This window comes from Thiomicrospira aerophila AL3 (assembly GCF_000227665.2).
GTDB classification, from domain to species: domain Bacteria; phylum Pseudomonadota; class Gammaproteobacteria; order Thiomicrospirales; family Thiomicrospiraceae; genus Thiomicrospira; species Thiomicrospira aerophila.
On the sequence record NZ_CP007030.1, the window covers coordinates 651,932 to 676,251 of the forward strand.

Annotated in this window: 22 protein-coding genes; 16 read left to right on the forward strand and 6 right to left on the reverse strand. The window is 47.1% G+C overall.

What is annotated here, in order from left to right; translation table 11 throughout:
* The first annotated feature begins 255 nt into the window (after positions 1 to 255).
* Complete coding sequence (locus THIAE_RS03000; protein ID WP_006459345.1) at positions 256 to 894, forward strand: 5-formyltetrahydrofolate cyclo-ligase; 639 nt, start codon at positions 256 to 258, stop codon at positions 892 to 894.
* Here the strand turns inward: THIAE_RS03000 and THIAE_RS03005 are convergent.
* The 3 genes from THIAE_RS03005 to THIAE_RS03015 all read right to left on the reverse strand — a co-directional run bounded on the left by THIAE_RS03005 (position 876) and on the right by THIAE_RS03015 (position 6,957).
* A complete protein-coding gene (locus tag THIAE_RS03005) occupies positions 876 to 4,844 on the reverse strand; it encodes a translocation/assembly module TamB domain-containing protein (RefSeq protein ID WP_006459344.1) in 3,969 nt (1,322 codons plus the stop codon). The genes THIAE_RS03000 and THIAE_RS03005 overlap by 19 nt on opposite strands.
* Before the next feature lie 10 nt (positions 4,845 to 4,854).
* On the reverse strand, positions 4,855 to 6,558 hold the full coding sequence (locus THIAE_RS03010; RefSeq protein ID WP_006459343.1) for an autotransporter assembly complex protein TamA: 1,704 nt from the start codon (positions 6,556 to 6,558) through the stop codon (positions 4,855 to 4,857).
* A 90-nt stretch (positions 6,559 to 6,648) separates the two neighbouring features.
* Complete coding sequence (locus tag THIAE_RS03015; protein WP_006459342.1) at positions 6,649 to 6,957, reverse strand: cell division protein ZapA; 309 nt, start codon at positions 6,955 to 6,957, stop codon at positions 6,649 to 6,651.
* 127 nt (positions 6,958 to 7,084) lie between these two features.
* On the opposite strand from THIAE_RS03015, the gene THIAE_RS03020 reads away from it, so the two are divergent.
* From THIAE_RS03020 to THIAE_RS03040, 5 genes are all read left to right on the forward strand, one after another.
* On the forward strand, positions 7,085 to 7,657 hold the full coding sequence (locus THIAE_RS03020) for a UPF0149 family protein (RefSeq protein WP_041483167.1): 573 nt from the start codon (positions 7,085 to 7,087) through the stop codon (positions 7,655 to 7,657).
* A gap of 41 nt (positions 7,658 to 7,698) precedes the next feature.
* Positions 7,699 to 9,084, forward strand: coding sequence for an aminopeptidase P N-terminal domain-containing protein (locus THIAE_RS03025; RefSeq protein ID WP_006459340.1), 1,386 nt, complete (start codon positions 7,699 to 7,701; stop codon positions 9,082 to 9,084).
* Complete coding sequence (locus THIAE_RS03030; RefSeq protein WP_006459339.1) at positions 9,060 to 10,283, forward strand: FAD-dependent monooxygenase; 1,224 nt, start codon at positions 9,060 to 9,062, stop codon at positions 10,281 to 10,283. The genes THIAE_RS03025 and THIAE_RS03030 overlap by 25 nt, the downstream gene beginning before the upstream one ends.
* 2 nt (positions 10,284 to 10,285) lie before the next feature.
* A complete protein-coding gene (locus THIAE_RS03035) occupies positions 10,286 to 11,524 on the forward strand; it encodes an FAD-dependent oxidoreductase (RefSeq protein ID WP_006459338.1) in 1,239 nt (412 codons plus the stop codon).
* 174 nt (positions 11,525 to 11,698) lie between these two features.
* Entirely contained in the window at positions 11,699 to 12,646 is a 948-nt protein-coding gene (locus tag THIAE_RS03040) for a LysR family transcriptional regulator (protein WP_006459337.1), read from the forward strand.
* A gap of 16 nt (positions 12,647 to 12,662) precedes the next feature.
* Here THIAE_RS03040 and THIAE_RS10520 read toward each other — a convergent pair whose 3' ends face one another.
* Complete coding sequence (locus tag THIAE_RS10520) at positions 12,663 to 13,121, reverse strand: GNAT family N-acetyltransferase (protein WP_006459336.1); 459 nt, start codon at positions 13,119 to 13,121, stop codon at positions 12,663 to 12,665.
* A gap of 36 nt (positions 13,122 to 13,157) precedes the next feature.
* On the opposite strand from THIAE_RS10520, the gene THIAE_RS03050 reads away from it, so the two are divergent.
* Complete coding sequence (locus THIAE_RS03050) at positions 13,158 to 13,700, forward strand: DTW domain-containing protein (protein ID WP_006459335.1); 543 nt, start codon at positions 13,158 to 13,160, stop codon at positions 13,698 to 13,700.
* 43 nt (positions 13,701 to 13,743) lie between these two features.
* Here the strand turns inward: THIAE_RS03050 and rne are convergent, their stop codons facing one another.
* Positions 13,744 to 16,443, reverse strand: coding sequence for a ribonuclease E (gene rne, locus THIAE_RS03055; RefSeq protein ID WP_025299283.1), 2,700 nt, complete (start codon positions 16,441 to 16,443; stop codon positions 13,744 to 13,746).
* A 573-nt stretch (positions 16,444 to 17,016) separates the two neighbouring features.
* Here rne and THIAE_RS03060 point away from each other — a divergent pair.
* Positions 17,017 to 17,967, forward strand: coding sequence for an RluA family pseudouridine synthase (locus THIAE_RS03060; protein WP_006459333.1), 951 nt, complete (start codon positions 17,017 to 17,019; stop codon positions 17,965 to 17,967).
* Positions 17,964 to 18,635 (forward strand): HAD family hydrolase, encoded by a 672-nt coding sequence (locus THIAE_RS03065; protein WP_006459332.1) that lies wholly within the window; start codon positions 17,964 to 17,966, stop codon positions 18,633 to 18,635. The genes THIAE_RS03060 and THIAE_RS03065 overlap by 4 nt, the downstream gene beginning before the upstream one ends.
* Here the strand turns inward: THIAE_RS03065 and THIAE_RS03070 are convergent.
* Positions 18,618 to 19,235, reverse strand: coding sequence for a Maf family protein (locus THIAE_RS03070; protein ID WP_051418510.1), 618 nt, complete (start codon positions 19,233 to 19,235; stop codon positions 18,618 to 18,620). The genes THIAE_RS03065 and THIAE_RS03070 overlap by 18 nt on opposite strands.
* 112 nt (positions 19,236 to 19,347) lie before the next feature.
* On the opposite strand from THIAE_RS03070, the gene THIAE_RS03075 reads away from it, so the two are divergent.
* The 7 genes from THIAE_RS03075 to acpP all read left to right on the forward strand — a co-directional run bounded on the left by THIAE_RS03075 (position 19,348) and on the right by acpP (position 24,271).
* Positions 19,348 to 19,869: a YceD family protein gene (locus THIAE_RS03075; RefSeq protein WP_006459330.1), complete on the forward strand. Its 522-nt coding sequence runs from the start codon at positions 19,348 to 19,350 to the stop codon at positions 19,867 to 19,869.
* A 64-nt stretch (positions 19,870 to 19,933) separates the two neighbouring features.
* A complete protein-coding gene (gene rpmF / locus THIAE_RS03080) occupies positions 19,934 to 20,110 on the forward strand; it encodes a 50S ribosomal protein L32 (RefSeq protein WP_006459329.1) in 177 nt (58 codons plus the stop codon).
* Positions 20,111 to 20,116: 6 nt separating this feature from the next.
* The gene (plsX, locus tag THIAE_RS03085; protein ID WP_006459328.1) at positions 20,117 to 21,163 is read left to right on the forward strand and encodes a phosphate acyltransferase PlsX; all 1,047 of its coding nucleotides are present in this window, start codon (positions 20,117 to 20,119) and stop codon (positions 21,161 to 21,163) included.
* Positions 21,156 to 22,157, forward strand: coding sequence for a beta-ketoacyl-ACP synthase III (locus tag THIAE_RS03090; RefSeq protein WP_006459327.1), 1,002 nt, complete (start codon positions 21,156 to 21,158; stop codon positions 22,155 to 22,157). The genes plsX and THIAE_RS03090 overlap by 8 nt, the downstream gene beginning before the upstream one ends.
* Positions 22,158 to 22,209: 52 nt before the next feature.
* Complete coding sequence (gene fabD, locus THIAE_RS03095; RefSeq protein ID WP_006459326.1) at positions 22,210 to 23,151, forward strand: ACP S-malonyltransferase; 942 nt, start codon at positions 22,210 to 22,212, stop codon at positions 23,149 to 23,151.
* Positions 23,152 to 23,892, forward strand: a complete 741-nt coding sequence (gene fabG, locus THIAE_RS03100; protein ID WP_006459325.1) for a 3-oxoacyl-ACP reductase FabG — start codon at positions 23,152 to 23,154, stop codon at positions 23,890 to 23,892. It begins immediately after the preceding gene.
* A 142-nt stretch (positions 23,893 to 24,034) separates the two neighbouring features.
* On the forward strand, positions 24,035 to 24,271 hold the full coding sequence (acpP, locus tag THIAE_RS03105) for an acyl carrier protein (RefSeq protein WP_006459324.1): 237 nt from the start codon (positions 24,035 to 24,037) through the stop codon (positions 24,269 to 24,271).
* The last annotated feature ends 49 nt before the right edge of the window (positions 24,272 to 24,320 follow it).

Consider the following 24,320-nt stretch of genomic DNA (forward strand, 5'->3'; position numbering starts at 1 on the left):
GATTAATTAACAGACTCAATCGCTTTATCTGCGGGTTTGTTAGTGTTTTTCTTTGTAGGTGTGGTAATATTGAAATCGTGGAATGGGGCGCGAGACCCTCGAGCCGATAAGTACAACTTTGGGGCCAGATGTTATTTGTGGTGAGTACCTCGCTTATGTCCGAGGAACCTAAACTTATAGCCTAGGCTGCCACCTTGAACCCCCGGGTTCAGGGACCGCAGCCCCATTTCACTTCTATTATCGCTATGGACAATTATGAGTCTTACGCCTACCCAACTTCGTCAATTTCTTCGACATGCCCGTCAATGCTTATCTACTCTAGAGCAAGAACAGCACGCCGATCTGGCATTTAATCACTTTAAACACTATTGGCCTTGGTTAGCCGCGCGACCGCATGCAGCAGAAAAGAAAATACTGTTAGGTTTTATTTCAGCCGATGGTGAGTTGGCAACGGCTAAGGTGCTTGAGTGGGTGTTGGCGCAAGCAGATTGGCAATTAGCCTTACCGGTGCTGGGTGATCAACCGGGTGAAATGACCTGTGTTTTATGGGATGGACAGACGCCCTTGCAAGCTAATCGTTTTGGTATTTTAGAGCCGCAGAGTGAACGTGGACAACCAGGCCTGGCAATTCAAGCGATCAGTTGTGTATTAATGCCACTGGTTGCATTTGACCGTTATGGCCACCGAATAGGCATGGGTGGGGGCTACTATGACCGTATGCTAGCCGATCTCCGCAGTCTGCCGGAGCAACAGCGTCCTTGGTTGCTGGGGTGGGCGCATAGTTTGCAGCAGGTTGATCATCTAATACCTCAGCCATGGGATATTGCGTTAGATGCCTGTATCACCGAGCAGGCCTGTCATCATTTCAGTGCAAGTTACCGTTCTAGTCGATAAATCAAGTCAATCGCATTACTGTTTTCACCACTTTCACTTTTAATCAGCCAGTTTGGCGTTAAGTTAAAAAACAGTTGCACTGCGTTTTGACCGACACCTGATAAGTTGTGGGCATAGTTGATGTAAATTTGGTCGTTAATTGCACGACCTAAAATCAAACTATTGACTTCACGATCTTGCACATCAAAGTAGATGTCTTCTATTCCCAAGCCTCGGGTAAGATCATTCAGAATGGGCAGGTTATTTTGTAGTCCCAGTTTATACAGGGCGGTTAGCATTTGTGATTCATAGTTAGGCTCATTTTGTAGATCGCCTGCGCGACCAAAAATTAATAAATTCACAATTCTCGCTTGCGATTGAGTGGGTGTTGAATAGAACACAAATTGAGGACGCGTGGCCTGACCCGTAATATTCAATCTAGCGGTGGTCTGATCCACCACGCGGAACAGGTTGACGTCAAGACGAGGATTGTCGAGTGGGCCATTAAAATTAAATCGTGATTGATCAATTTCAATACGATTGCGTCGGTCAATATTTAAATGGCCACGTTCGATACGCACTTGACCAAAGCCTTGTGGTTCAGGCTGTTGTGGCGTTTGCACTAAATTAAGTTCACCCCCTAACCAAACCCGGGCATCCAGTCCGCGGATCTGTACATTGTCGCCAAAACCGACCGTGAAATCTAAGAATATCGGCAGGTCGGAATCCTCAACCTTAATTGGTTGCCCCTGTGCATCGAGCAGGATTTCATCACCACTGATCGCGGTGCGTGATTGCCCCGTTTCAAGAGCCAGATTGAGCTGGGTGTTTTGTAATTTTACCCCCCCCAAAATTTGAATGGCATGGGGGTGATAATTTAACCGAATGCCAATTTGACTGTTGATGTCACCTAATGAGGTGTTCAATAACTGGAAGTTGTCACTATCGAGTCGAACGAAAATGGGTGCCATGGCCGATGGCGCATCAGGGGATTGGGTCAGCAAGCTTGGATCATAGGTGATGGCTAAGTCCAATTGGTTATTGTCGGGTTGCAGCCAACGGCCACTGATTAATAATGGCTTTGTTGCCGGGATAGGATAGATGATGTCACTGACGATGCTGATACTTTGCTCACTCAGTCCAAGCAAGGGTAAATCAAAATCCAAGGCTAAACCAAGGTTCGCACTCAGTTTCGGGGCGTCCACTGTACCGTCTAGGTCGGCCTTGAAACTGAGGTTTTGTTGATGGATTGTAATAATATTTTGCCAGTCTTTAGCAAGGTAGAGATCAACAATATCGACTAAAAAGTGACCGCTTAAATCCGCATTAGACCAGGCCTGGTCAGGCGTTTTAGTGAGGCTGATCTGGCTGTCAAGTTGTCCATGTTGATTGAGTTGGGCTTGGCTGGTGAGATCGAGTTGATTCGGCGAGGCTTGAAGCTCATTGCGCCAGTTAAGCACGGTGAGCGGCAGCGCGGCCTCGGCGGTTTGTACATTGATAAAAAAGTAAGGCCAATTCAGGCTATTGTGCAAGGTCCAATCAAGTGTTGGGGTTTGATTGCCTTGTGGTTTAGTTAGGCGCCAATCTAGCCGTCCTTGTATAGCGAATTCGCCTAATAAAGTGATGTTGTCAGGTTGGAAGGGTGCTAACCAGGCCTGCCAAGGCAAATGCTGTGCCTGCCAACGAATTTGTTGTTGGTTACTTTCAACACAAAAGGAGGCTAGGCTATCTTGTTGCAAACACAGCGGACTGAGCGTCAGCCCCTGCTGGATACCTTGCCAGTGCCCCTGGGCGGGTTGAGCCAGTTGCCACCTATCAATAATGGGCGCATCTAACAGGAGCTCATCAATCATAAATCGAGGTTGTAAGCCGGTTACTTGCCAAGCGGACCAATCCATTATGGCTGCCAGGTTCAGTGGTTCTGGCCAGTGATCAGTGAGGCTTAATGCCAATGATAAATCGGGTTGCGTGAGCTCCAAGCGGTTCTGGGTTTGACCAGCTTGGGGCGACTTGTCGATGGCTTGACGGCTAAAGCTGAGCTGCTCGATGATGGGGGAGGTGGCCGTTTGTTGTCCTAGGTGGACTAAATGCAATTCAATTTGATGGCTTAATAGGTTATCCAAGTCACCGTTGGTGGTTAACTGGGCTTCAGTGAGTTGCCAGTCCTGCCAAGTGAGCGCATGGATTTGCCAACTTTGCGCTAGTCTAGCGCGACTTAGACTGCTCAGCAAGTCTTGGCTAGGGCTGGCTTGTCGAAGGGTCAATTCCCCCTTCAGTTGACCTGAGAGGTCAGGATGAAACTGTTCTAAACGAGGTGCATTAAGCTGTAAGTCTAAGGAGAGGTTTTCGTTCAACTGCGCAGCGAGTTCGAGTTGGTTATCACCTAGATAAAAACGCAACTTATCGAGGATAAGCTGACTGCGATCTTTGGCAAGACTTAAGGCCAAATCAAACTGACCATCAATGTCACCATAACGCACTTCGCTTGCTAACCAATCAAGTTGATAAAGATCAGGCCTGCTAAGACGGCTTAGCGCATGGCCACTAAATTCGAACTTGGACGGTAGGCCTGTCAAACTCAGCTTGGGTACATTTAAAATAATACTTCGCTCATCCCAATCGAGTAGCTGGATGCCACTATCTAAGCTGAATAACCAGGCCTGCTGATCCTCTTTGTCGTTGTTACTTAGCGTGCCGGGTAGGATGAAATCTTGCGTATTGATGCGCAGCTGGCCGGTTTTGTTGTCGGCATTCCACAGCATGACTTGGTGCAGGGTGCCGTGATCTTGAAGGGTTAGCGCGGTTTGTGCATTAATTTCTGTTTGGTGATTCACGTTGGGGGTGAAGGCAATTCGGTTTGCCAACTTAATTTCAGGAAGATTATGGCTTTGGATACGCAGCTTCTGATGGGTTTCAAGCGCTTGCACAAACCAACTGCCTTGGCCGTGACTGCTAAATTCAATTGCCTGTAGCTCAATAGGTAATGTGAGAGCTGCAAATGGGTCGTTAGCAGGCCTGGTGATGTTTAATTGCGTATCCCAATCTAGCGCCTGTTCGTTGCCGACCAACTGCTGTTGCCAGTCTAACTCAATGGGGCCGGATAAAGTGAGGTGCATGGCGAGGCGTGCTTCGTGAAGGTCTAGCCGCCCCTTTAGGGTGAGGGCGGGGATTTCGCTGTCAAGTGTCTGCAGGGGTTCTTGTACTGAGGCAGGCAGCAGACTAAAGTCTTGCCATTGATCGAGAGCTGCTTGCCACTCAATCTGTGTATGCTGGGCATGATGATAGTGCAGCATTGCTTCAAGAGTAAGTTGACTATTGAAAGCGTTGATATCTAACTGTTTGAGCCTAAGCCGTTGTTGGTGCCAAGTTAGGGAGAGCAAAGCCTGATCGATCAACCAGTCTTGCTCGCCTTGTTGTATCAAGGCATCATTAACCTGCAGCTGTTGTAAATTGATATCCCATGAGATGGCCGAGAAGGGCGCAAATAATTGATGCAGATCGCGAGTATCAAAGGCTAAATTTTGCAGACTTTGCCAGTCTAAAGGCTGCTCTGCTGCTGGCTTATCAGCAGTAATGATGCGAAGCTGAGGTGCTTTAATCTCTAAGCGTTTGATATTGATGTCTTGCTGGAATAGGCGATGAGGCAACCATTTAATGCTTAATTCACTGATCGTTACAGTCGCGGTGAGATCATCATCAGCTGAATGAGCCGGAAAGTAAAAATCTTTTAACCTAATACCTTGATAAAGTGGCCCTTCAAGTTTACCAATGCTAAGACCCTTTGGCCAATAATCGGCTACTAGTGGCGATTCACTGGCCCAGTCGTATAAAGCCTGGGGTGCTTGTGGATGTGAAATGACCCACAAGATGGCTAAGCTTAGCAGGCCTGCTAAAATCAAAGTGACCGACGCTAAAAAGCTTATCAGCGCTAACAGGGTGCGTAGGATGATTTTTTTGAGGTTTAGGACCATAACATCATCTTTATAAATCTAGGCCAAGTGAAAAATGAATCCGATAGCCGCGTTCAGGCTCGCTCAACGGCCAAGCTATATCGAGTTTTGCCGTACCAATTGGAGTAAAACCGCGAATCCCAAAGCCAGCTCCTATCAAATATTGTTCATTAGGTACGTCTTCATAAACCTGTCCGGCATCAACAAAAATGCCACTGCCAAGCCAGCGACTAAAACGATAGTCGGCTTCAACCGAGCCTTGTACCATATTGGCACCGCCTTCAAGTCCTCGCTCAGTGCGAATCCCAATACTTTCAAAGCCATAGCCGCGTAAGGATTCGCCGCCTAGCAAATAGCGATAGGTCGCTGGAATTTTGCGTAAGTCATCACTAAAAGTGTAGGCGGCTTGAATCCGGCCATGTAAACGTAAAGAAGTAAGGGGTGAGTAAATACCGCGACTACCTAGTTCAAGTTGTTGAAAATCGGCATTGGATAAAAAGCTGTCACTACTGACCCTAAAGCTAGCGGTATGGCGGTAGCCACTATTGACATAACCTTCTTGGTTGACCCATCGGTATTGCAAATTCACCCCACCAAGTAACGATTGAATAACTTCGTTATCTTGATTGGCGTAATTAAAGCTTTCTGTTTCTAAGGATATAAATGGGTTAATTCGAAATTTAGGTGTCAGTTGATAAACATATTCAGGTGAAATGAGACTACGGTTTCGTTTGAGTGCGGAGGATTGGGTGGCATCGACCCCCAGGTTAATATTCCAATATTGCACCGCCGGGCGCTTTCCTGGTAAACGATAACGAAAGGTTGCATTTTGCAGCTGCTGACCGATGATGCTTTCAATTTCATAATTATGCCCCCAGCGATTAAGCAGACGATTTTGAAAGCCAAAGATCAAACGCGCGCCAGTATCGGTCCCATAGCCGACCCCCACCGCATAACGGTGTTTTAGGTTATCTTCAACTTCGATGTCAATTGGAATGCGTCGGTCAATTATCCGATCAAAGTCCGGGTTAATCCGCACCATGCCAAAATATTGACTCGATACCAGTTGGGTTTGTAATTCGGTTAAGGGTGCTTGTTCAAACTGCTGTCCGGGTTCGAACTCAACATAGCTTTGCAAAAAACGTGGGTGGAGCTGTTCACTGCCTTTAAAAGTGACTTCACCAAACTGATAGGCCGCACCGGTATCGAGTTCAATGATAATAAACACCTCACCGCTATGGGGATTGACCCGAAATTCACGTTGAACAAATTGTGCGTCCAAAAAACCATTATTATGTGCTAGTGTGCGTAGGTCGCTTAGCGTATTGATGTAGTGGTCATGACGAAATACCTCACCTTCGGTAAGGCGTTGATTAAATTGACGATATTCACGCCAGACATTGAGGCGTCGGCCATCACCGCGAATTCGAAGTTGATAATCTTTAATTCTTACCGGCTCACCTAGCGTCAAATTAAAGCGGGCGCGAGTACGATCAGTAAAACGATCAAGTGATGATTCAACGCTTGCTTGGTAGAAGCCTAAACCCCTCAGGATGCGCAAAATTTCTTCATCAGTGCGATTAAATAAAAAGTCAGTTTGTGCTGGAAATTGATCGTGACTGAGTAGGTTCAAGCGGAGTTCTTGCAGTAGGCGTCGCTCAATATCTGGGTTAGCGGTATCGGTAAAACGAATTTGTACCTCAAGCTCAGGGTACGCTGACGCGATAGGGCTCATAGCCAAACCTATAATCATCAGCCACAGCGCTGCAAGACTGCGCCAGTCAAGTGATGTGGAAAGATAACAGTGCGCTTTCACGTTATAGTCTTAATTAGAATTTACCGTCGTGACGGTGCCATCTGCTTGAGTCGTATCCTGTTGCACAACCGCGTTCATCAGTGCTTCAAGTTGTTCTTCAAGGTGATTAGAGTAGTTGAGTGTGTCTTGGCGTAAACGAATATAGTCATAACAAAGGTTTAGCGCGACCATCAGCACTTTATTTTCACCTTTTAAGTGGGGCACTTGGTCTAACTTATCCTCAAGTAAGGTAGCGGCTTGAATGAGTATTGGGCGATCCTCTTCGGTGCAGGGCACGTCAAAATGATGGTTCAGCAGGGTGAGGGTTACGTGGGTCATAGTATTAACCTGGTGTTATGAAGTCGCTAAAAGGATAGAAAAACAAACGGCTAACATTGGCCTAACCTTTAACAGAGCTATGCTATTATTAAAGGCTTTATTAATTGTAACAAAAGACGTTTATTTAATGAGTACAAAGTTAGATTTTGATCACTACAATCAATGGATCGCCCCGATTTCACAGCTTGAATCACCGGCCTTTGTGCAAGGGTTGATGATTGGACAAATTTGCGCTGACACTAGTTTAACTGAAGCCTTATGGTTAAAGCAGTTTTTGACCGAAGCCGGTATCACTAAAATCAAAGAAAGCTGGTTGCATGATTTGCATCAGCTCTACGAACAAACCCTGCTAGGCCTCAACAGTGACGCATTTGAGTTAGAGTTGTTATTACCTGATGATACGAGTAGTTTAGCGCAACGTGTTCACCACTTAGCTCTGTGGTCAGAAGGGGTGCTGCATGGCTTAGGATTAGGCCAATTGCCAGAACTCAATACCGAGTTGACCGAACTGATTCAGGATTTGAGCGAATTGGCGATGGTCGCACCGCCTGAAGACGCAGACGATATGGCTGAGGAGCAGTATATGCAACTCTATGAATTTGCCCGCTTAGCGGCGATGATGTTTTATGATCAGCTGCACCCAATGGCGACCAAAGCGCCGGCCAAAGCAGCGTCGGATGCAGCGGTCACATTGCATTAAAATATTGATTTAAAACGAGGTCATCTTAAGTTAGGTTATATATGAATATTGAGCCATCTCAGATTGCGTTTTCTTGCGCACAACGTCAAGCGTTACTGGCATCTTTACCGCCTTGCTCGATTTGGTTGGTTTTTGCCGGCCAAGAGCAGATTCGTAATCGGGATGTCGATTTTCCTTTTCGCCCCCAGAGTGATTTTTGGTACTTAACCGGATTCAATGAACCTGATGCCACTTTGGCGCTGGTCAGTGCAGATTTAATTGCACGTTTGCCCGCTGAATGGCAAACCCAGTATGTAATTAACGATACAGCGCAATCTCAGGCCTGGTTGTGGCTTAGACCAAAAGACCCACTGCAAGAACGTTGGCAGGGTCGGCGTTTAGGCGTTGATGCCGCTGTTGCCGAACTAAAGGTGCAGCAAGCCTGGTCGCATGAGCAGCGTGATGAGATGCTCGCGCAGTTGGTTGGTTTTGCTGATCAAATTCATATAAGTTTCAGTATGATGGACTATTGGTCGCCCTGTTTACCAGATTGGATGGCGAAAGCACAGCGCAAGATTCGTCAGGGCGGTCAAGTTCCCAGTCAGATTGTTAATGCCGATGACAAGTTACATGGCTTGCGGCTCATTAAATCCCCTTACGAAATAGTCCAGTTGCGTCATGCGGCGCAACTATCGGTGCAGGTCCATTTAGCGGCGATGCAAGCGACGTGTCCAGGCGTGCAGGAGTATCAGGTGCAAGCTGCTTTGGAGGCCAAGGCGCACCAGCTGGGTGCAAGACGCATGGCGTTCAACTCGATCGTGGCAGGTGGCGAGCGCGCTTGTATTTTGCATTACACCGAGAACCAGGCCTGCTTAAGTGAGGGTGAGTTGGTGCTGATTGATGCAGGCGCTGAATGGCAGGGTTATGCGGGTGATATTAGTCATACCTATCCTGTCTCTGGGCGCTTTACTGAGCCACAACGCCAACTCTACGAGTTGGTGTTAGCCGCGCAGCAGGCCGTTATCGCGATGATCAAGCCCGGTATTGCCTATGAAACCCTGCATGATACGGCGGCACGCGTTATAACTGAAGGATTGCTAAAGCTAGGTATCTTAACGGGTGAGTTAGAGGAATCGCTCAAAAGTCAGGCTTACAAAGCCTACTTTATGCATGGTACTGGACACTGGCTCGGCTTAGATGTTCATGATGTAGGGCCTTACAAATTGCAAGGCCAATCGATTCAATTGCAGCCTGGGATGCTGGTAACGGTTGAGCCTGGGTTATATATCGATCAGGATGCGGCTGAAGTGGCTGCACGCTGGCGGGGTATCGGTATTCGCATTGAAGATGATGTGTTGGTAACTGAGCAGGGGTGCGAGGTGTTGACCCTTGGACTACCACGATCTTGTGAGGAGATAGAGCAATGGATGCAACAGAATCGTCAATAAAGGCTTCGGAGCCTTTGCCGATGGTCATTGCCGGAGGCGGGCCTGTAGGCTTGAGCTTGGCATTGGGTTTGGTGAAGCAGGGCTATCAGGTTTGTTTGGTCGATCCGACCGAGCCACAACAGGTTTTAAGTGAAAGCTTTGATGGCCGGATGTTGGCCTTATCGGCTAGCTCTATCGAGTTATTTCGTCAGGTGGGTGTTTGGGATGCGCTAAAGGCGTGTTGTACGCCCATTAAGCATATTCATGTATCGCAAAAAGGTTACTTGGGTTTGACGCTAATCCATGCTGAAGAACTTGGACTAGCAGCCTTGGGTTATGCGATTCGTGCCGCTGATTTAGGGCGCGTATTATGGCAAGCGGTGTTAGCTGAACCGGCGATTCAGGGCTATTACCAGGCACGGGTAACCGACGCTGAAGTCGAGGAAGATCAGGGCTTAGCGGTGATGATTGAAACCCCAGCAGGTTTAACAACGATTAGCGCGCAGATGCTGATCGGAGCCGATGGCACCGAGTCGAAAGTGCGCGAACTGATGGGCGTGGCGTTTGAAAAAACGCATTACCAGGCCTGGGCTTTTTTAGCGCAAGCGACCAGTCGCGAGCCTCACCAAGGCTGGGCGTATGAGCGCTTTACACAACAGGGTCCAGTTGCCTTGCTGCCTATTGATAGCCATGATCATAAGCTGGTTTATGTGGTACCCGACGCTGAAAAAGCGCGCGTAGCGGCTTTAGATGATGAGGCTTTTTTAGCTGAGTTCTACCAGCAGATGGGGGTCAGGATGGGTGGTTTTAGCCGTATTTCAGGTCGCATGGCTTACCCTCTCACCGAAGGACGCACGGCACAATTAGTTAAAGGGCGGATGTTGCTGATGGGGAATGCCTGTCACACCCAGCATCCAGTTGCAGCCCAGGGTTTAAATCTTGGCTTACGCGATGTCAGTGATTTTTTGGCTATCAGTGCCGATCATAAGCTGTCTTCCAGTGCCTTAGCCGACTATGAATCTACGCGACTGGCTGATCATCAACAAGTGATGCGTTTAACCGATGGCCTGATACGGGTATTTCAACATCCATCGCCTTTAGTGGGTCATTTACGAGGTTTAGGTTTGATGGCCTTACAAGCGCTGCCGCCGCTAAAAAAACGCCTAGCCAAATTTGCCAGTCGTGGTCGCGCCGCGGTGAAAGTAAACGGAAGGACTTAGTTATGCAATCAAATGCTTATGATGTCGTGGTGGTTGGCGGGGGCATGGTCGGTGCGGCCTTGGCTTTGGCACTTAAAACGCAGGCGCAGTTAAGTGTAGCGCTGATTGAGCAAGATCCTGGCAGTGAACATTGGCCTAACACGGATTTGGCGGCTTATCCTACCCGAGTCAGTGCGATTAGTCGTGCGTCGGAAAACTTGTTAAAGAATTTAGGCGTTTGGTCTTGGTTGCTTGAGCAACAGCAGCTTTATCCATTTGTCGGCATGCAGGTATGTGATGCTGACATGACGGGTGAAGTTCATTTTGATGCAATGGATATTGATGAACCTAATCTGGGTCATTTGGTCGCCAATCAAGCGATTCAAATGGCGCTTTGGCATGGCTTGCGTCAGCATGGCATCACGGTGATGAGCGGTCAAACTATCACGGCTTTATCGGTTGATACCGAATGGGCGGAAGTGGGTTTTGCTAATCATGCCCCGTTAAATGCCAAGTTAGTCGTTGGGGCGGATGGCGCCTTTTCAAAGGTTCGCCAACTGGCAGGTATTGGGCTTGATCAACATGATTATCAACAAATTGCGCTAGTGGGTTGTGTGCAAACTCAAGCGGATCATCAGCAGACTTGTTGGCAACGCTATACGCCAACCGGCCCGTTTGCATTTTTACCCATGGCACCTAAGATTAGCTCGATTGCTTGGTATATGCCTGCCGATCAGCAGGCCTGGGCCATGTCGCTATCAAAAGACGCCTTTCATCAACAGCTGTATCAGGCGAGTGCCGGTCATTTAGGCGAGATAGTCGACTCGTGGGAACGTGCCTCTTTTCAACTCAGTCGTCGCCATGCGCAAGCCTATGTTAAACCGCGCGTAGCCTTGGTGGGCGATTCGGCGCACACCATTAACCCACAAGCAGGCCAAGGGGTCAATTTAGGGTTGTTGGATGTGGCGAGTTTAGTGGATGTGATCATACAGGCACAAATAGCGTTGGACGATCCTATGATCTTTGATCCAGGTTGTTTTAGTTTGTTGCGCCAGTATGAGCGGTGGCGACGGGGAGATAATGCCCTTATGCAGCGTGCAATGGAGGTGTTTGATTGGGGATTGGGTCAACAAGCAGGCCTGCTGAACCAAGTGCGCCCTGAATTGATGAAGTTGGCTAATATTGCCCAGCCAGTTAAAAATAAATTGATGCGTGAAGCGCTTTATGGGCGACAGCCTTTTCCAAGGCTGACACAACACTAATCATAGAATTAACTATTAATACTTTGACATTTGAAATTCAAGGTTTTATAGTTTGTGCAATAATAAAAATTATTTATACCGCTTAATTAACTCTGCCACAATCGCTTTGAAAAAGTGAATTTGTGAATAAACAGAAATTAAGTGCGTATCTTACCAAACGAGGGATGAACGGGCATGGCAGATAGACGACTTCAAGTATTTCACACCGTTGCAAAAGTAATGAGCTTTACCAAGGCGGCAGAAACTTTGCACATGACCCAGCCCGCCGTCACCTTTCAGGTCAAACAGTTAGAAGACTTCTTTAACACCCGTCTTTTTGACCGTACTCATAACAAGATTACCCTGACTGAAGCCGGTCGAATTGTCTATGACTATTCAGAAAACATACTTGAACAATATGACAAGATGAACGCTGAGGTGCGTGACCTCACAGGTGAAGTGTCGGGAAGCTTGGTGATTGGCGCCAGTACCACAATTGCAGAATACATGTTGCCGTTTTTATTAGGCGCATTTAAAAACCAATTTCCTGATGTTACGATTCGGTTGCAAGTGGGTAACACCGATGCTGTGGTGTCGATGGTTGAAAACAATATGATTGACTTAGGTTTGGTGGAAGCGCCAGTTAATAATAAAAACCTAGATGTTGAAGTCTGCCGTATTGATGAGATGCAATTGATTTGCTCGGTCAATCATCCTTTAGCGAAGCGGGAAAAGGTATCGGTTGAGGATTTCCGTAAATATCCGTTTATTGTCCGTGAAGAAGGTTCAGGATCACGTGCGGTCATTGATAATTACATTCGCGAGCAGGGCTTGAGTCTTAGCGATTTAAATATTGTGATGGAGCTTGGTGCGCCTGAATCGGTGAAAATGGCGGCAGAAGCCGAAGTGGGTTTGGCAATTGTGTCGCGCTCCACCTTAATGAAAGAGCTTAAGTTGGGCACCATTAAAGCGATTCCACTTGATCCACCCTTGACTCGTCCTTTCTCTCATGTGCGCCAAAAACAAAAATTCCGTCATCGCGCAGTGGGTGAGTTACTAGATTTTGCTATAGATTATTGCAAGCGCCGCGCTTTGGAATTTGGCTTCGAAGTGCCTAATCCACCGAAAGGATTTAAAAAATAAATTTGGATTGCCTAGCCTAGCTTGGATAGATCCAGATTTGCCATTTAGACTGGATTTGGAGTGAGGTGGGGCTGTTATGGTCCATAAGTCTTTCAAAACCCAGTCGTTGATAAAACCCATCTAATTGATTTGTTGCCATCGCATAGATTGGTAGCGGATTTATATTTTGTATATCCTTGATGGCAGATGCCACTAGATAACTTCCTAGTCCTTGCTCACGCCATGCCGGATGTACCCACAGTCCTCTCAGTAGCCAGCCTTGGTCAGGACCATCTAATGGACGTAACCTAAGCAACCCTAACGCCTGGCTATCATGTTCTAACCAGAAAACCTGATCACCTTGTTGCGGCTTGCGTTGTTTGGCTTGTTTGCAGAGTTGAGCCAGTTTAGGACTAAAACGAATAGTTTCATGGTGTAGACTATAGTTCGATTTTTCTTGGTTAAATGAGCCGTTATGCGTCAAATTTGTGGTCATTGTAAATTACCTATACCAACTTGTTTGTGTCGATGGGTGCAGCCTATTGAGCCAGCTCTTGACTGGGCCGTTTGGCAGCATCCTGTTGAAGCAAAGCATGCTAAAAACACCTTAAGGTTGCTGTCATTATGCTGGCCTCAGTTGAGGGTTTGGACAAGGCAGCAGTTAGATGAGGCATTAGATTTTGAAGCCTGGCTAGCCAAGGGTCCAGTCTATCTTGTTTTTCCTGCTGATAAAGCCTGCCTGTCAGGTCAAGCCATACCCGTAACCTATCAGCTTGCTGATTGGGTTGCGAGCGATAGGCCAAGACTGCTTTTTATTGATGCGACATGGCGAAAGGCGACGGCGATGTTACTCACTCACCCAAGGATTGCTGCCTTGCCACGATTACATTTAACATTACCCGAGCGTGCACATTATATTATCCGTAAAAGTCCTAGCCCAGAAAGCTTATCAACTTTTGAAGCAGTGGTGGGGTGTTTAGAAGCGGGTGGCATGATTAATGAGGAGAGTGCTAGATTATGGCAGACATATCATGATTGGCAAGCCAGTCTAATGGCTTATCGCGAAAGGTCTTAAATAAAAAGCCAACACAGCGAGTGTGTGTTGGCTAACTAGAGGCTTAAACCTGCTCAGTTTGTTTGACTTTTTCGGTCACTTCAGCGGGTTTGTCTTCGTGGTTATCGGTGCTATTTGCTGCAGCACTATCTGCATTGGATATAACAGCAGCGTCATCTGTTACAGTAGTGGCCTCACGGGTTGAGGGTTCCGCAACTTCTGATGTGGCTTGTGAGGCAACTTCAGACGCAACTTCAGACGCTTCCGACACCTCATTAGTGCTTTGAGCGGTTTGCTCAACTTGTGCTTGAACAGCGGTTGAAGCCATTTCTGCTGGCGACGGGTCAGCAGGCCCGTTATCAGTATTTAACTGCTCAACGGGTGTTGTTTCAGTGGACGGCGCACTCGCTTGCGATGTCTCTGGCGCCAGAGACGTTGCGGCTACTGACGCCACTGTTGTGGTGGCCACTAGTTTAGCGGTATTCACAGCATCATCGTTTAGCGCATTAAAGTCATGAATACTTAGATTCTCAGCATCGCGCGGTGCTCTGCGACGATTGAGGCTGGTACGAGTGTTGTAGCGACTACGGCGACGGCGCGGTTCTGCACTGTCTTTAGTATCGGCCGTTTCAGCTTGTTCCACCTTAGCACGCTTGTCAGTTTCGTCGTTATCTTGAGTGTCCTGACGTCTAGTGCGTTCGCTGCGCTCTGGTCTAGATGACGTCTTTACAGATGGCTTTGGCGTATCATTGAGTTCTATGTCACTTTGTGCAGCAGGAGTATCACGCTCTTGGATCGGCGCATCAACTGAATTTTGCTCAGTTTGATTGTTACCACGACTATTGCGTGAGCGGTTACGACGACGCGGCTCAGAAGACTTTTCAGTCTCAGTTTGCGCTGTTTCATGTTTAGCGGTTGTTTCAGCTGCTGTACTATCGTTATCAGCGCCATTGCGACGACGACCATTACGACGACGGTTATTGTTGCGACGACCGCCATCTTGACCTTCTTCAGTGCGAGCTGTTTTAGTAGCCGGTTTGGCCGCTGTGCTAGGTGTTTCTTCTGGCTGATCCTTGAATAGCCAACCCCAGAGCTTACTTAACAGGCCTGGTTCTGTTTTAGCACTTGCCGCCGCAGCCGTTTGTTGGCTAGGTTGCTCAGTAGGCTGAGGCATCGAAGGAAGATTGATGTTTTTGAGCACCGGCTCTTCTTTCTTTTGCTCAGGTTGTTCAAGCAAGGGCAAATCAGGTTGGATAAAGGTTTTAGTTTGATAGCTAGTTTCGCGACCTAACTGCTCACCAATACGAGAACGTTCAATAATGTATTGCGGCGTTTCCATGTGCTCATTAGGCACAATCAGTATGTGCAGGTTATAGCGGTCTTCGGTCTTAATGATTTGCGCGCGCTTTTCATTTAATAAGAAGGTGGCCACATCGACTGGAATTTGGATGGTAATGCGCTTAGTGCCTTCCTTCATAGCTTCCTCTTCTATCAGACGCAAAATAGAGAGCGCTAAAGATTCAACTCCACGAATCACGCCGACGCCTTTACAGCGCGGGCAAACAATTTGGGTTGACTCTTCAATCGAAGGGCGTAGGCGTTGACGCGACATTTCAAGCAAACCAAAGCGTGAAATTTTGCCAATCTGAACCCGTGCACGATCGTTCTTAACGGCATCGCGCATTTGGTTTTCTACTTCGCGTTGATGGCGTGACGAGTGCATATCAATGAAGTCAATCACCACGAGGCCGCCAAGGTCACGTAAACGTAATTGGCGCGCAATTTCAACGGCGGCTTCCATGTTGGTGTGATAAGCCGTTTCTTCAATATCGCCGCCTTTAGTGGAGCGACTTGAGTTGATATCGATTGCGGTTAGGGCTTCGGTGATATCAATTACAATCACGCCACCCGATGGTAAGACAACTTCTCGTTGATAGGCGGACTCTATTTGCGATTCAATCTGAAAGCGCGTGAAGAGCGGGATTTTGTCTTGGTAAGGTTTGACTTTGTTGACATGTTGCGGCATCACCTGCTGAATAAAGTCACGCGCACGGTGAAAGGTATCCATGTCATCAATGAGGATTTCACCTATGTCTTGACGCAGGTAATCACGGATGGCTAGAGTGACTATGTCAGATTCTTGATGAATCAAAATCGGCGCGGCACGCTCTTTGGCCGCATGCTGAATAGCATCCCAAAGTTTAACGAGGTAATTAATACCCCATTGCAATTCTTCAGGGCTTTTGCCCACACCGGCGGTGCGCACGATTAATCCCATGCCATCAGGAATATCGATGTTACGCAGGGTTTCTTTTAAATCTGAGCGTTCGTCACCTTCAATACGACGTGAAATACCACCTGATTTAGGGTTGTTTGGCATCATCACTACGTAAGGGCCGGCTAGGGTGATTTGGGTAGTAAGGGCTGCGCCTTTGTTGCCGCGTTCTTCTTTTTGAACTTGGACGATAACATCCTGCCCTTCTTTTAGAACTTGTTGGATGTTGAGTTGAGGATCATAGTCCCCGTTGGGGTAGTATTCTTCAGCGATTTCTTTAAAGGGTAAAAAGCCATGTCGCTCTGCGCCGTAATCTACAAATGCAGCTTCTAAGCTGGGTTCGATTCGGGTAATCGTGCCTTTGTAAATATTCGCTTTTTTCTTTTTTTGTTGCGGGGTTTCAATGTCTAGGTCATATAAATTTTGACCATCAACTAGGGCAACGCGCAGCTCTTCTTGCTGGGTTGCGTTGATTAGCATTCTTTTCATGCTCTTCTCTTTGTTGGGTTAAGGGCGCAGGCACAGGCAGAGTTGGATGCAATAGAATGCAGCAAGGAGGGTCAACGTTTTGACATCTTGAAATACTTATATTCAACAAGCAAGCACAAGGGGCGTTGCCTAAAACCAAGTGGTTAGTAAATAAGTTTCGTTTTTGTCGAGCTAGACGATTTTGTGCACTCGCTAGCTCTTAGTCTTCTATCGGTTGATTACAATGCGTATTCATTCAACTCAACGATTGTGGCGTCTTATATTCAAATTTAACGATAAAATTGCGCGACAAATCGAAAAGTGGGTGGGGTTTTCTGCCCCGAGTCATCCAAATAACACTGTGGCCTTAGCCAGGTTATCTATAAAGTTAAATTTTTTACTAAATTCTGTATCATTCTTCAGCAGTTTCGTGAGCCAGTCGGTTGACACACATTGTTATTGATCCTCAACATGAAGGTTCAAAATAACTGGCTGAATATAGCACCCATTTAGTTATTGCGCAATCTAAAAAATAAGGCTTGATGAAGCTATATCAGTTAATATAAGCGAAATTTTAATGGATGAGGTTGGGTTGTGGCTGAGGTGCGTTTTATTGAAGTTGATGCTGAAGAAGCGGGTCAGCGCCTAGATAATTTTTTGCTCAAGCATTTGAGGAAAGCACCACGTCCACTGATTTACCGTATCGTGCGTAAAGGCGAGGTCCGAGTCAATAAGGGGCGAGCTCAGGTTTCTCAGCGTTTGAAGGCTGGTGATGTCGTGAGGGTGCCACCGGTCAAGTTGCCTGATAGTGCTGAACAGGTTCGACCTCCAGTAGCGCAGTTACCGCGTATTGAGCAGGCCATATTATTTGAAGATGATGATTTGATCGTGATTAATAAACCACCGGGTATGGCGGTGCATGGTGGAAGTGGTGTCAGCTGGGGGTTAATTGAGTTGGTGCGTAATGCTCGTCCACTTGCTAAGCGGGTGGAGTTAGTGCATCGTTTGGATCGCGATACGTCAGGTGCGATTATCCTAGCCAAAAAAATGTCGGTGTTGCGAGACTTGCATCAGCAGGTGCGCGATCATCAGGTGACGAAGGTCTATTGGGCGTTGGTCAAAGGTCAGTGGCCCAAAGCGCGTACCAAGGTCGAGCAGCCATTGCGTAAGTTTACCTTGCCATCTGGCGAGCGTCGCGTTGAGGTGCATCCAGAGGGCAAGCCCAGTTTAAGTTATGTGCGGGTATTAGCGGATCTAGCTCAAGCCAGTTTGTTGGAAGTTAACTTGGCAACCGGTAGAACGCATCAAATTCGTGTTCATTGTGCTGCGAATGATCACCCCATTGCGGGTGATGATAAGTATGGTGATGCCGACTTTGATCGTTGGCAACGACAGCAGGGTATGACATCTTTAGCCTTGCATGCTAGGCTGGTGAGCTTTAAGCACCCTAAAACGGGCGAGCAGATGACCCTAACCGCGCCCTTATATCCCGATTTTGATAAGTTATTGATGGGTCAGCGTATTAATCAGAAGGATGTAGTGTGAGTAGAGCTCAGTATCGTGGGGTGATTTTTGATTGGGATGGCACCTTAATGAATTCAGAGGCCCGAATTGTGGCGGCTATTCAATATGCTGCCATGCAAAATGGGTTGCCCGTGTTGAGTGAGCATGACTCTAAACAAATTATTGGGTTGAGTTTGCACAACGCGGTGGCGCGTCTTTATCCCGACATTGCGGATAAAAATGGTGCCATTCAAGCGGTAGCTGATGCCTATACGGAGCACTTTCTTCATCAATCTACTGTGCCTATGATGCCGTTTCCGTTTGCAGGTGAAATGCTAGAAGCTTTGCTTGATCATGGTTATAAACTGGCGGTCGCGACAGGTAAGAGTCGTCGTGGTTTGGATGAGGTCTTGAAGTTGACTGGGTTTGGGCGATTTTTCGATATTACCCGTACCCCGGTGGAATCGGCCTCTAAACCCGACCCATTGATGTTGCGGCAGATTTTAACCCATTGGAATTGGGCGCCTGAGCAAGCTGTCATGGTGGGCGATACGACCTTTGATATGGAAATGGCGGCCAATTTAGGTATGGATCGTATTGCCCTGCATCACGGTGTTCATCAGCCTGCACAATTGGCTGAATTTAAGCCGGTGGCTTCATTTAATGACTTGTCGGCGCTGCAGAATTACTTGTTAGAATCTGCCGTTTAGTGGCATTTGCAGGCCTGCTGAGTTCAATAAATTACACAATTTAATGAGAGGTAGGCCGATTAACGCATTCGGGTCTTGGCTGTGAATTGCGCTAAATAGCATAATGCCTAAGCCTTCTGATTTAAAGCTGCCGGCACAATCGTAGGGCTGTTCCTGTAATAAGTAGTTGTTAAGGGTTTCGGCGGGTAGGGAGCGAAAGATAACCTCAGTAGGTTCGTGTGCGTAATGATAGGTTTGTTGCTCAGGATTGTATAGACACACCCCGGTATGGTAAATGAGCGTTTGGCCTTGTTGTTTTTTGAGTTGCTCAAGCGCTTGTGCATGTTCATGGGCTTTGCCAAGGATGTCATCACCGAGTGCGGCGCTTTGATCAGATGCAATAATCCAACTATTTGGAAAGTGTGTGGCAATGGCCTGCGCTTTTTGTTGACTGAGGCGCGCCACAAGATCGGCAACCGACTCACCAGGCTGGCGAGTTTCATCTATATCGGGGCTGTGACAGTCAAAATTTGCAATGAGCTTTTTTAACAGCAGTTTGCGATAAGGCGATTGTGATGCCAATATGAAATGAGGTTCAGATTGATCGTGTGCGTGGTTCATAGTGAATAAAATTTTATTTGTTTGGGTATTTGGCATTTTAGTCCATTAGGCTCGTTGTTCAAGTTATTATTATTTTTGACAAAATTATCGACAAGAGGTATTATCTCGCGCCATGTTTACTAGACTTCCAGATTTAGTCGATCCGCAGTTTTATGCAGAGCAAAAACGGCAGATTAAAGCTAAGGTGGCGCAAGCGCAGTTGCCTCGACTTGTACAGGCTGTTGCGTCGCCGCAGGGCGATGTCTTTGTTGAAATGCGTTTTTTTAAACAAAAACAAACGGGTGCGCCCGCCTTTGAATTGCAGCTAAAAACAGAACTTACGCTGACTTGTCAGCGAACCTTGGGTAGTTATACTCAGCCTGTTGAGAGTGCCATCAGGGGCGTGTTTTTACCTGCTATGCAATTGGCAGAAGAGTTAGATGCTGATTGGGAAGTCTATAATTTGCCCGAGGATAAGATTTCACTCATTCCCATCATAGAAGATGAGGTGTTGTTAGCGATTCCCATGGTGCCAAGAGTTGAGGGTGAGGTTTTGACATGGTCAGCGTCGGCTGAACCAGCTGAATTATCACCGGATGAAGATAAAGCGAACCCATTTTTGGCATTAGCAAAGTTAAAATCCAAACCAGAATAATGCTAGTTTGAATTTATTTAATAGTTTAAGTGCAGAATTTTCTGCTTATTTAGGAGTAATAACCATGGCTGTTCAACAAAACAAAAAATCACCTGCTAAGCGTGGTATGCGTCGTTCACATGATGGATTAACGGCTACAGCAATCACAACTGACCAAACTACCGGTGAATTACACCGTCGTCATCATGTAACTGCAGACGGCTACTACAAAGGCAAAAAAGTCGTTCAAGATAAGGCTTAATTTGTCTTGAATATTCGTATTGCTATCGATGCGATGGGCGGGGATAAGGGGCTTGATGTTACCATCCCTGCCAGTATAAACGCGCTAAACACCTTTGCAGACCTCCACTTAATTCTTGTCGGTGACGAGCCGCAAATCAGTCAAGCCCTATCACAGCACAGCAAGGTTCCTCTTCAAAGAGTCACTATTCAGTCTGCTTCGCAAGTAGTTGATATGGATGAGTTGCCTTCACAAGCCCTTCGTAACAAGAAAGATTCCTCAATGCGCGTGGCGCTGGATCTGGTGAAGCAAGATCAAGCTCAGGCCTGTGTGAGTGCGGGTAATACCGGGGCTTTGATGGCTACAGCGAAATTTGTGCTTAAAACTCTGCCAGGTATTCATCGCCCCGCCATTTGTACGGCGATGCCGACCATGAAAAAGCCGGTTTATATGCTGGATTTGGGTGCCAATGTCGGTGCAGATGGCGAGAGTTTAGCGCAGTTTGCGATTATGGGATCGGTGCTGGCTAAAACACTTCATCCAGATATGACCCCACGTGTTGGTTTGCTCAATATTGGTGAAGAAGAGATGAAGGGGCATGATCGTATTAAGCTTGCTCAGCAGTTGTTGCGTCAAACACCGATCAATTATGTCGGCTATGTTGAAGGTGATGATATTTTCAAAGGTAATGTCGATGTGATTGCCTGCGATGGTTTTGATGGCAACATTGCACTAAAAGCGAGTGAAGGTGTCGCTAAGATGATTAGCTATTATCTTAAACAAGCCTTTATGCGTAATGCGTTAACCAAGGTCATCGGTTTAATGGCCGCACCGGTATTGAAAGCCTTTAAGGCGAAAGTGGATCCACGCAACTACAATGGCGCTTCATTTTTAGGTTTACGAAAATGCGTCATCAAAAGCCATGGTGGTGCGGATAGTTTAGCCTTTGAAAATGCGATTAAAGTCGCACGCATAGAGGTTTTACATGATGTGCCTAGTCGAATTCGTGATGAAGTCGCCCGGTTATTGGATGAGCAAAATCACACTACTCACAAGGACGGATTAGATGACTAGCTCACGGATAAGTCGGATTATCGCAACAGGAAGCTATCTACCTGAGCGGGTTATGTTAAACGCAGACCTTGAAGCCATGGTAGAAACAACGGATGCCTGGATTCAAGAGCGTACAGGTATTAAACAGCGCCATATTATTGCCGATGATCAGGTCACCAGTGACTTGGCGGTGGCGGCTGCCAAGCAAGCGATAGCGCGTGCAGGCTTAACGCCAAATGATATTGATTTGGTATTGGTTGCGACCACTACACCTGACAAAATTTTTCCAAGTACTGCGACGATTGTCCAGCGCGAGCTTGGCATTACTAATAGCTGTCCTGCCTTCGATTTACAGGCCGTTTGTACTGGATTTGTCTATGCATTGAGTGTCGCTGATCAATTTATCAAAACAGGCATGGTGAAGCGTACGCTCGTTATTGGTGCTGAAAGCTTATCACGGATTACCAATTGGTCAGATCGCAGTAATTGCATTTTATGGGGTGATGGTGCCGGTGCGGTGATACTAGAGGCGGTTGCACAGCAAGATGGCCAGCCGGTAAAGTCTGGCATTATTGCCACGCACATTCATGCTGATGGTCAGTACGAGCAGCTGTTGCACGTCCCATCTGGACCATCGCGCGTTGCTCAAACCGACGATGTTGCCGAACGTACGATGACAATGAAAGGCAATGAGGTTTTTAAAGTTGCGGTGAATACCCTAAGTCGTATTGCAACTGAGACCCTAGCCAAAAATCAGATTGATGCCAGTGAACTGGATTGGCTCGTTCCCCATCAAGCTAACTTGCGTATTATTAAAGCGACCGGTAAAAAACTAGGTTTAGATGATAGTCAAGTCGTTGTTACTGTCGATCAGCACGGTAATACCTCCAGCGCGTCCATTCCACTCGCCCTAGATCAGGCAATTACTGATGGGCGTATTCGGCGCGGCCAATTAATGCTACTAGAAGCCTTTGGTGGTGGCTTTACTTGGGGTTCAGCACTGATTCGCTACTAGGTTGTGAATATACAATCTGATACCAAATTTTAACGTTAAACAGAGGGTTGTTATGAAAACTGCGGTCGTTTTTCCTGGTCAAGGTGCACAGTCAGTCGGTATGTTGTCGGATTTGGCGGCAACAAATCCTGCCGTGGGTGAGTATTTTTCACGTGCCTCTGCTGTACTGGGATATGACTTATGGCAGGTGGTTTCGGCAGGGCCAGAAGATAAGTTAAATGATACTGCGGTGACTCAGCCCGCTATGCTAGTGGCCGGTTATGCCTGTTACGCCAGTTTAAAAGCGCAGTTGCCCGATTGGCAGCCCAGTTACTTTGCGGGTCATTCGTTAGGTGAATACACCGCTTTGGTGGCCGCTGAGGCGTTATCGTTGGAACAGGCTGTGGCCTTAGTTGCCAAGCGAGGGAGTTTGATGCAGCAAGCGGTCGCACCCGGTGCGGGTGCAATGGCTGCCGTACTTGGTTTAACCGATGAGCAGGTTGAGCAGGCCTGCTTATCAGCTGCACAGGGCGCAGTAGTGTCGGCGGTTAACTATAACTCGCCGGGTCAAGTCGTGATAGCGGGAGAAACGGCTGCAGTAGAGCGTGCAATGGCTCAAGCAAGTGAGTTGGGTGCTAAGCGGGTAGTCCCTTTAGCGGTTAGTGTGCCATCTCATTGTGCTTTGATGAAACCGGCGGCAGATGAATTAGCGAAAGCGATTGCGGCCGCAGACTGGCAGATGCCTAGGATTCCTGTTTTGCACAATGTGAATACGCAGGCCTCAACGTCTATTGTGGATTTACAAGCCGCATTAGTTGCGCAACTTTATCAGCCAGTGCAATGGGTTAAAACCATTGAATATTTGGCGGCAGACGGTGTGACACAACTGGTTGAATGCGGACCAGGCAAGGTATTAGCCGGTTTAAATCGCCGCATTGATAAGAACATGGCGGTTGCAAGTATTTACGATTCTGCTACATTAGCCAACACAGTTAACGCAATAAAGGACAACTAAATGCTGGAAGGACAAATCGCATTAGTGACGGGCGCAAGCCGCGGTATTGGTAAGGCTATCGCACTTGAATTAGCGCAACAAGGCGCGACGGTTATTGGTACGGCTACCAGTGAAGCCGGTGCGGCGCAAATTAGTCACTATTTAGCAGAGGCCGGTTTGCAAGGTGAAGGGCGTGCGCTTAACGTCACTGAGCCAGCGCAGATTAGTTCATTAATGGATTGGATAGCCACCAGCCACGCTACTCCTACTATTCTAGTGAATAATGCGGGTATCACCCGCGATAATTTGCTGATGCGTATGAAAGATGATGAATGGGATGACATTATTCAGACTAACCTAAATTCAGTTTATCGGATGTCAAAAGCCTGTTTGCGCGGCATGATGAAACAAAAACATGGTCGGATTATCAATGTGGCTTCGGTAGTGGGCGTGATGGGTAATGCCGGTCAAACCAACTATGCTGCCGCTAAAGCCGGTATTATCGGTTTTGCCAAATCCTTGGCTCGAGAAGTCGGTACGCGTGGTATCACTGTAAACACCGTTGCGCCTGGCTTCATCGATACGGATATGACGCGTGATCTGGCTGAAGAACATCGTCAGCAATTAATTAATCAAATTCCACTTGCTCGTTTAGGTCAGCCAGAGGACATAGCTAAAGCCGTGGCATTTTTAGCTTCCCCTGGTGCCGCATACATTACGGGTCAAACGATTAATGTCAACGGTGGGATGGTGATGGTTTAAGGCTTATAAGCGTTTATAAGTCCTTTTAAACCCTGCTATGTATATCCTTGTGATGGCATAAAAATAAAAAGCTTGAAAAAAGCAGGCGAGCAGTACAAAATAAGCGAAATTTTTTCATTATTATTAATTCGGAGAGAAATCCATGAGCAGCATTGAAGATCGCGTAAAGAAAATCGTAGTAGAACAATTGGGTGTTGAAGAAGCACAAGTTACTCCAGATGCGTCTTTTGTTGATGACTTAGGTGCCGATTCACTTGATACTGTTGAGTTGGTGATGGCCCTAGAAGAAGAATTTGATTGCGAAATTCCTGATGAAGAAGCAGAAAAGATTGCGACTTTGGCGCAAGCTGTTGCTTACATCAACGAGAATCTAGAATAAGTTTCTAGCAAATCTTGTCAAGAAAAGCCGTGAAAACGGCTTTTTTTTT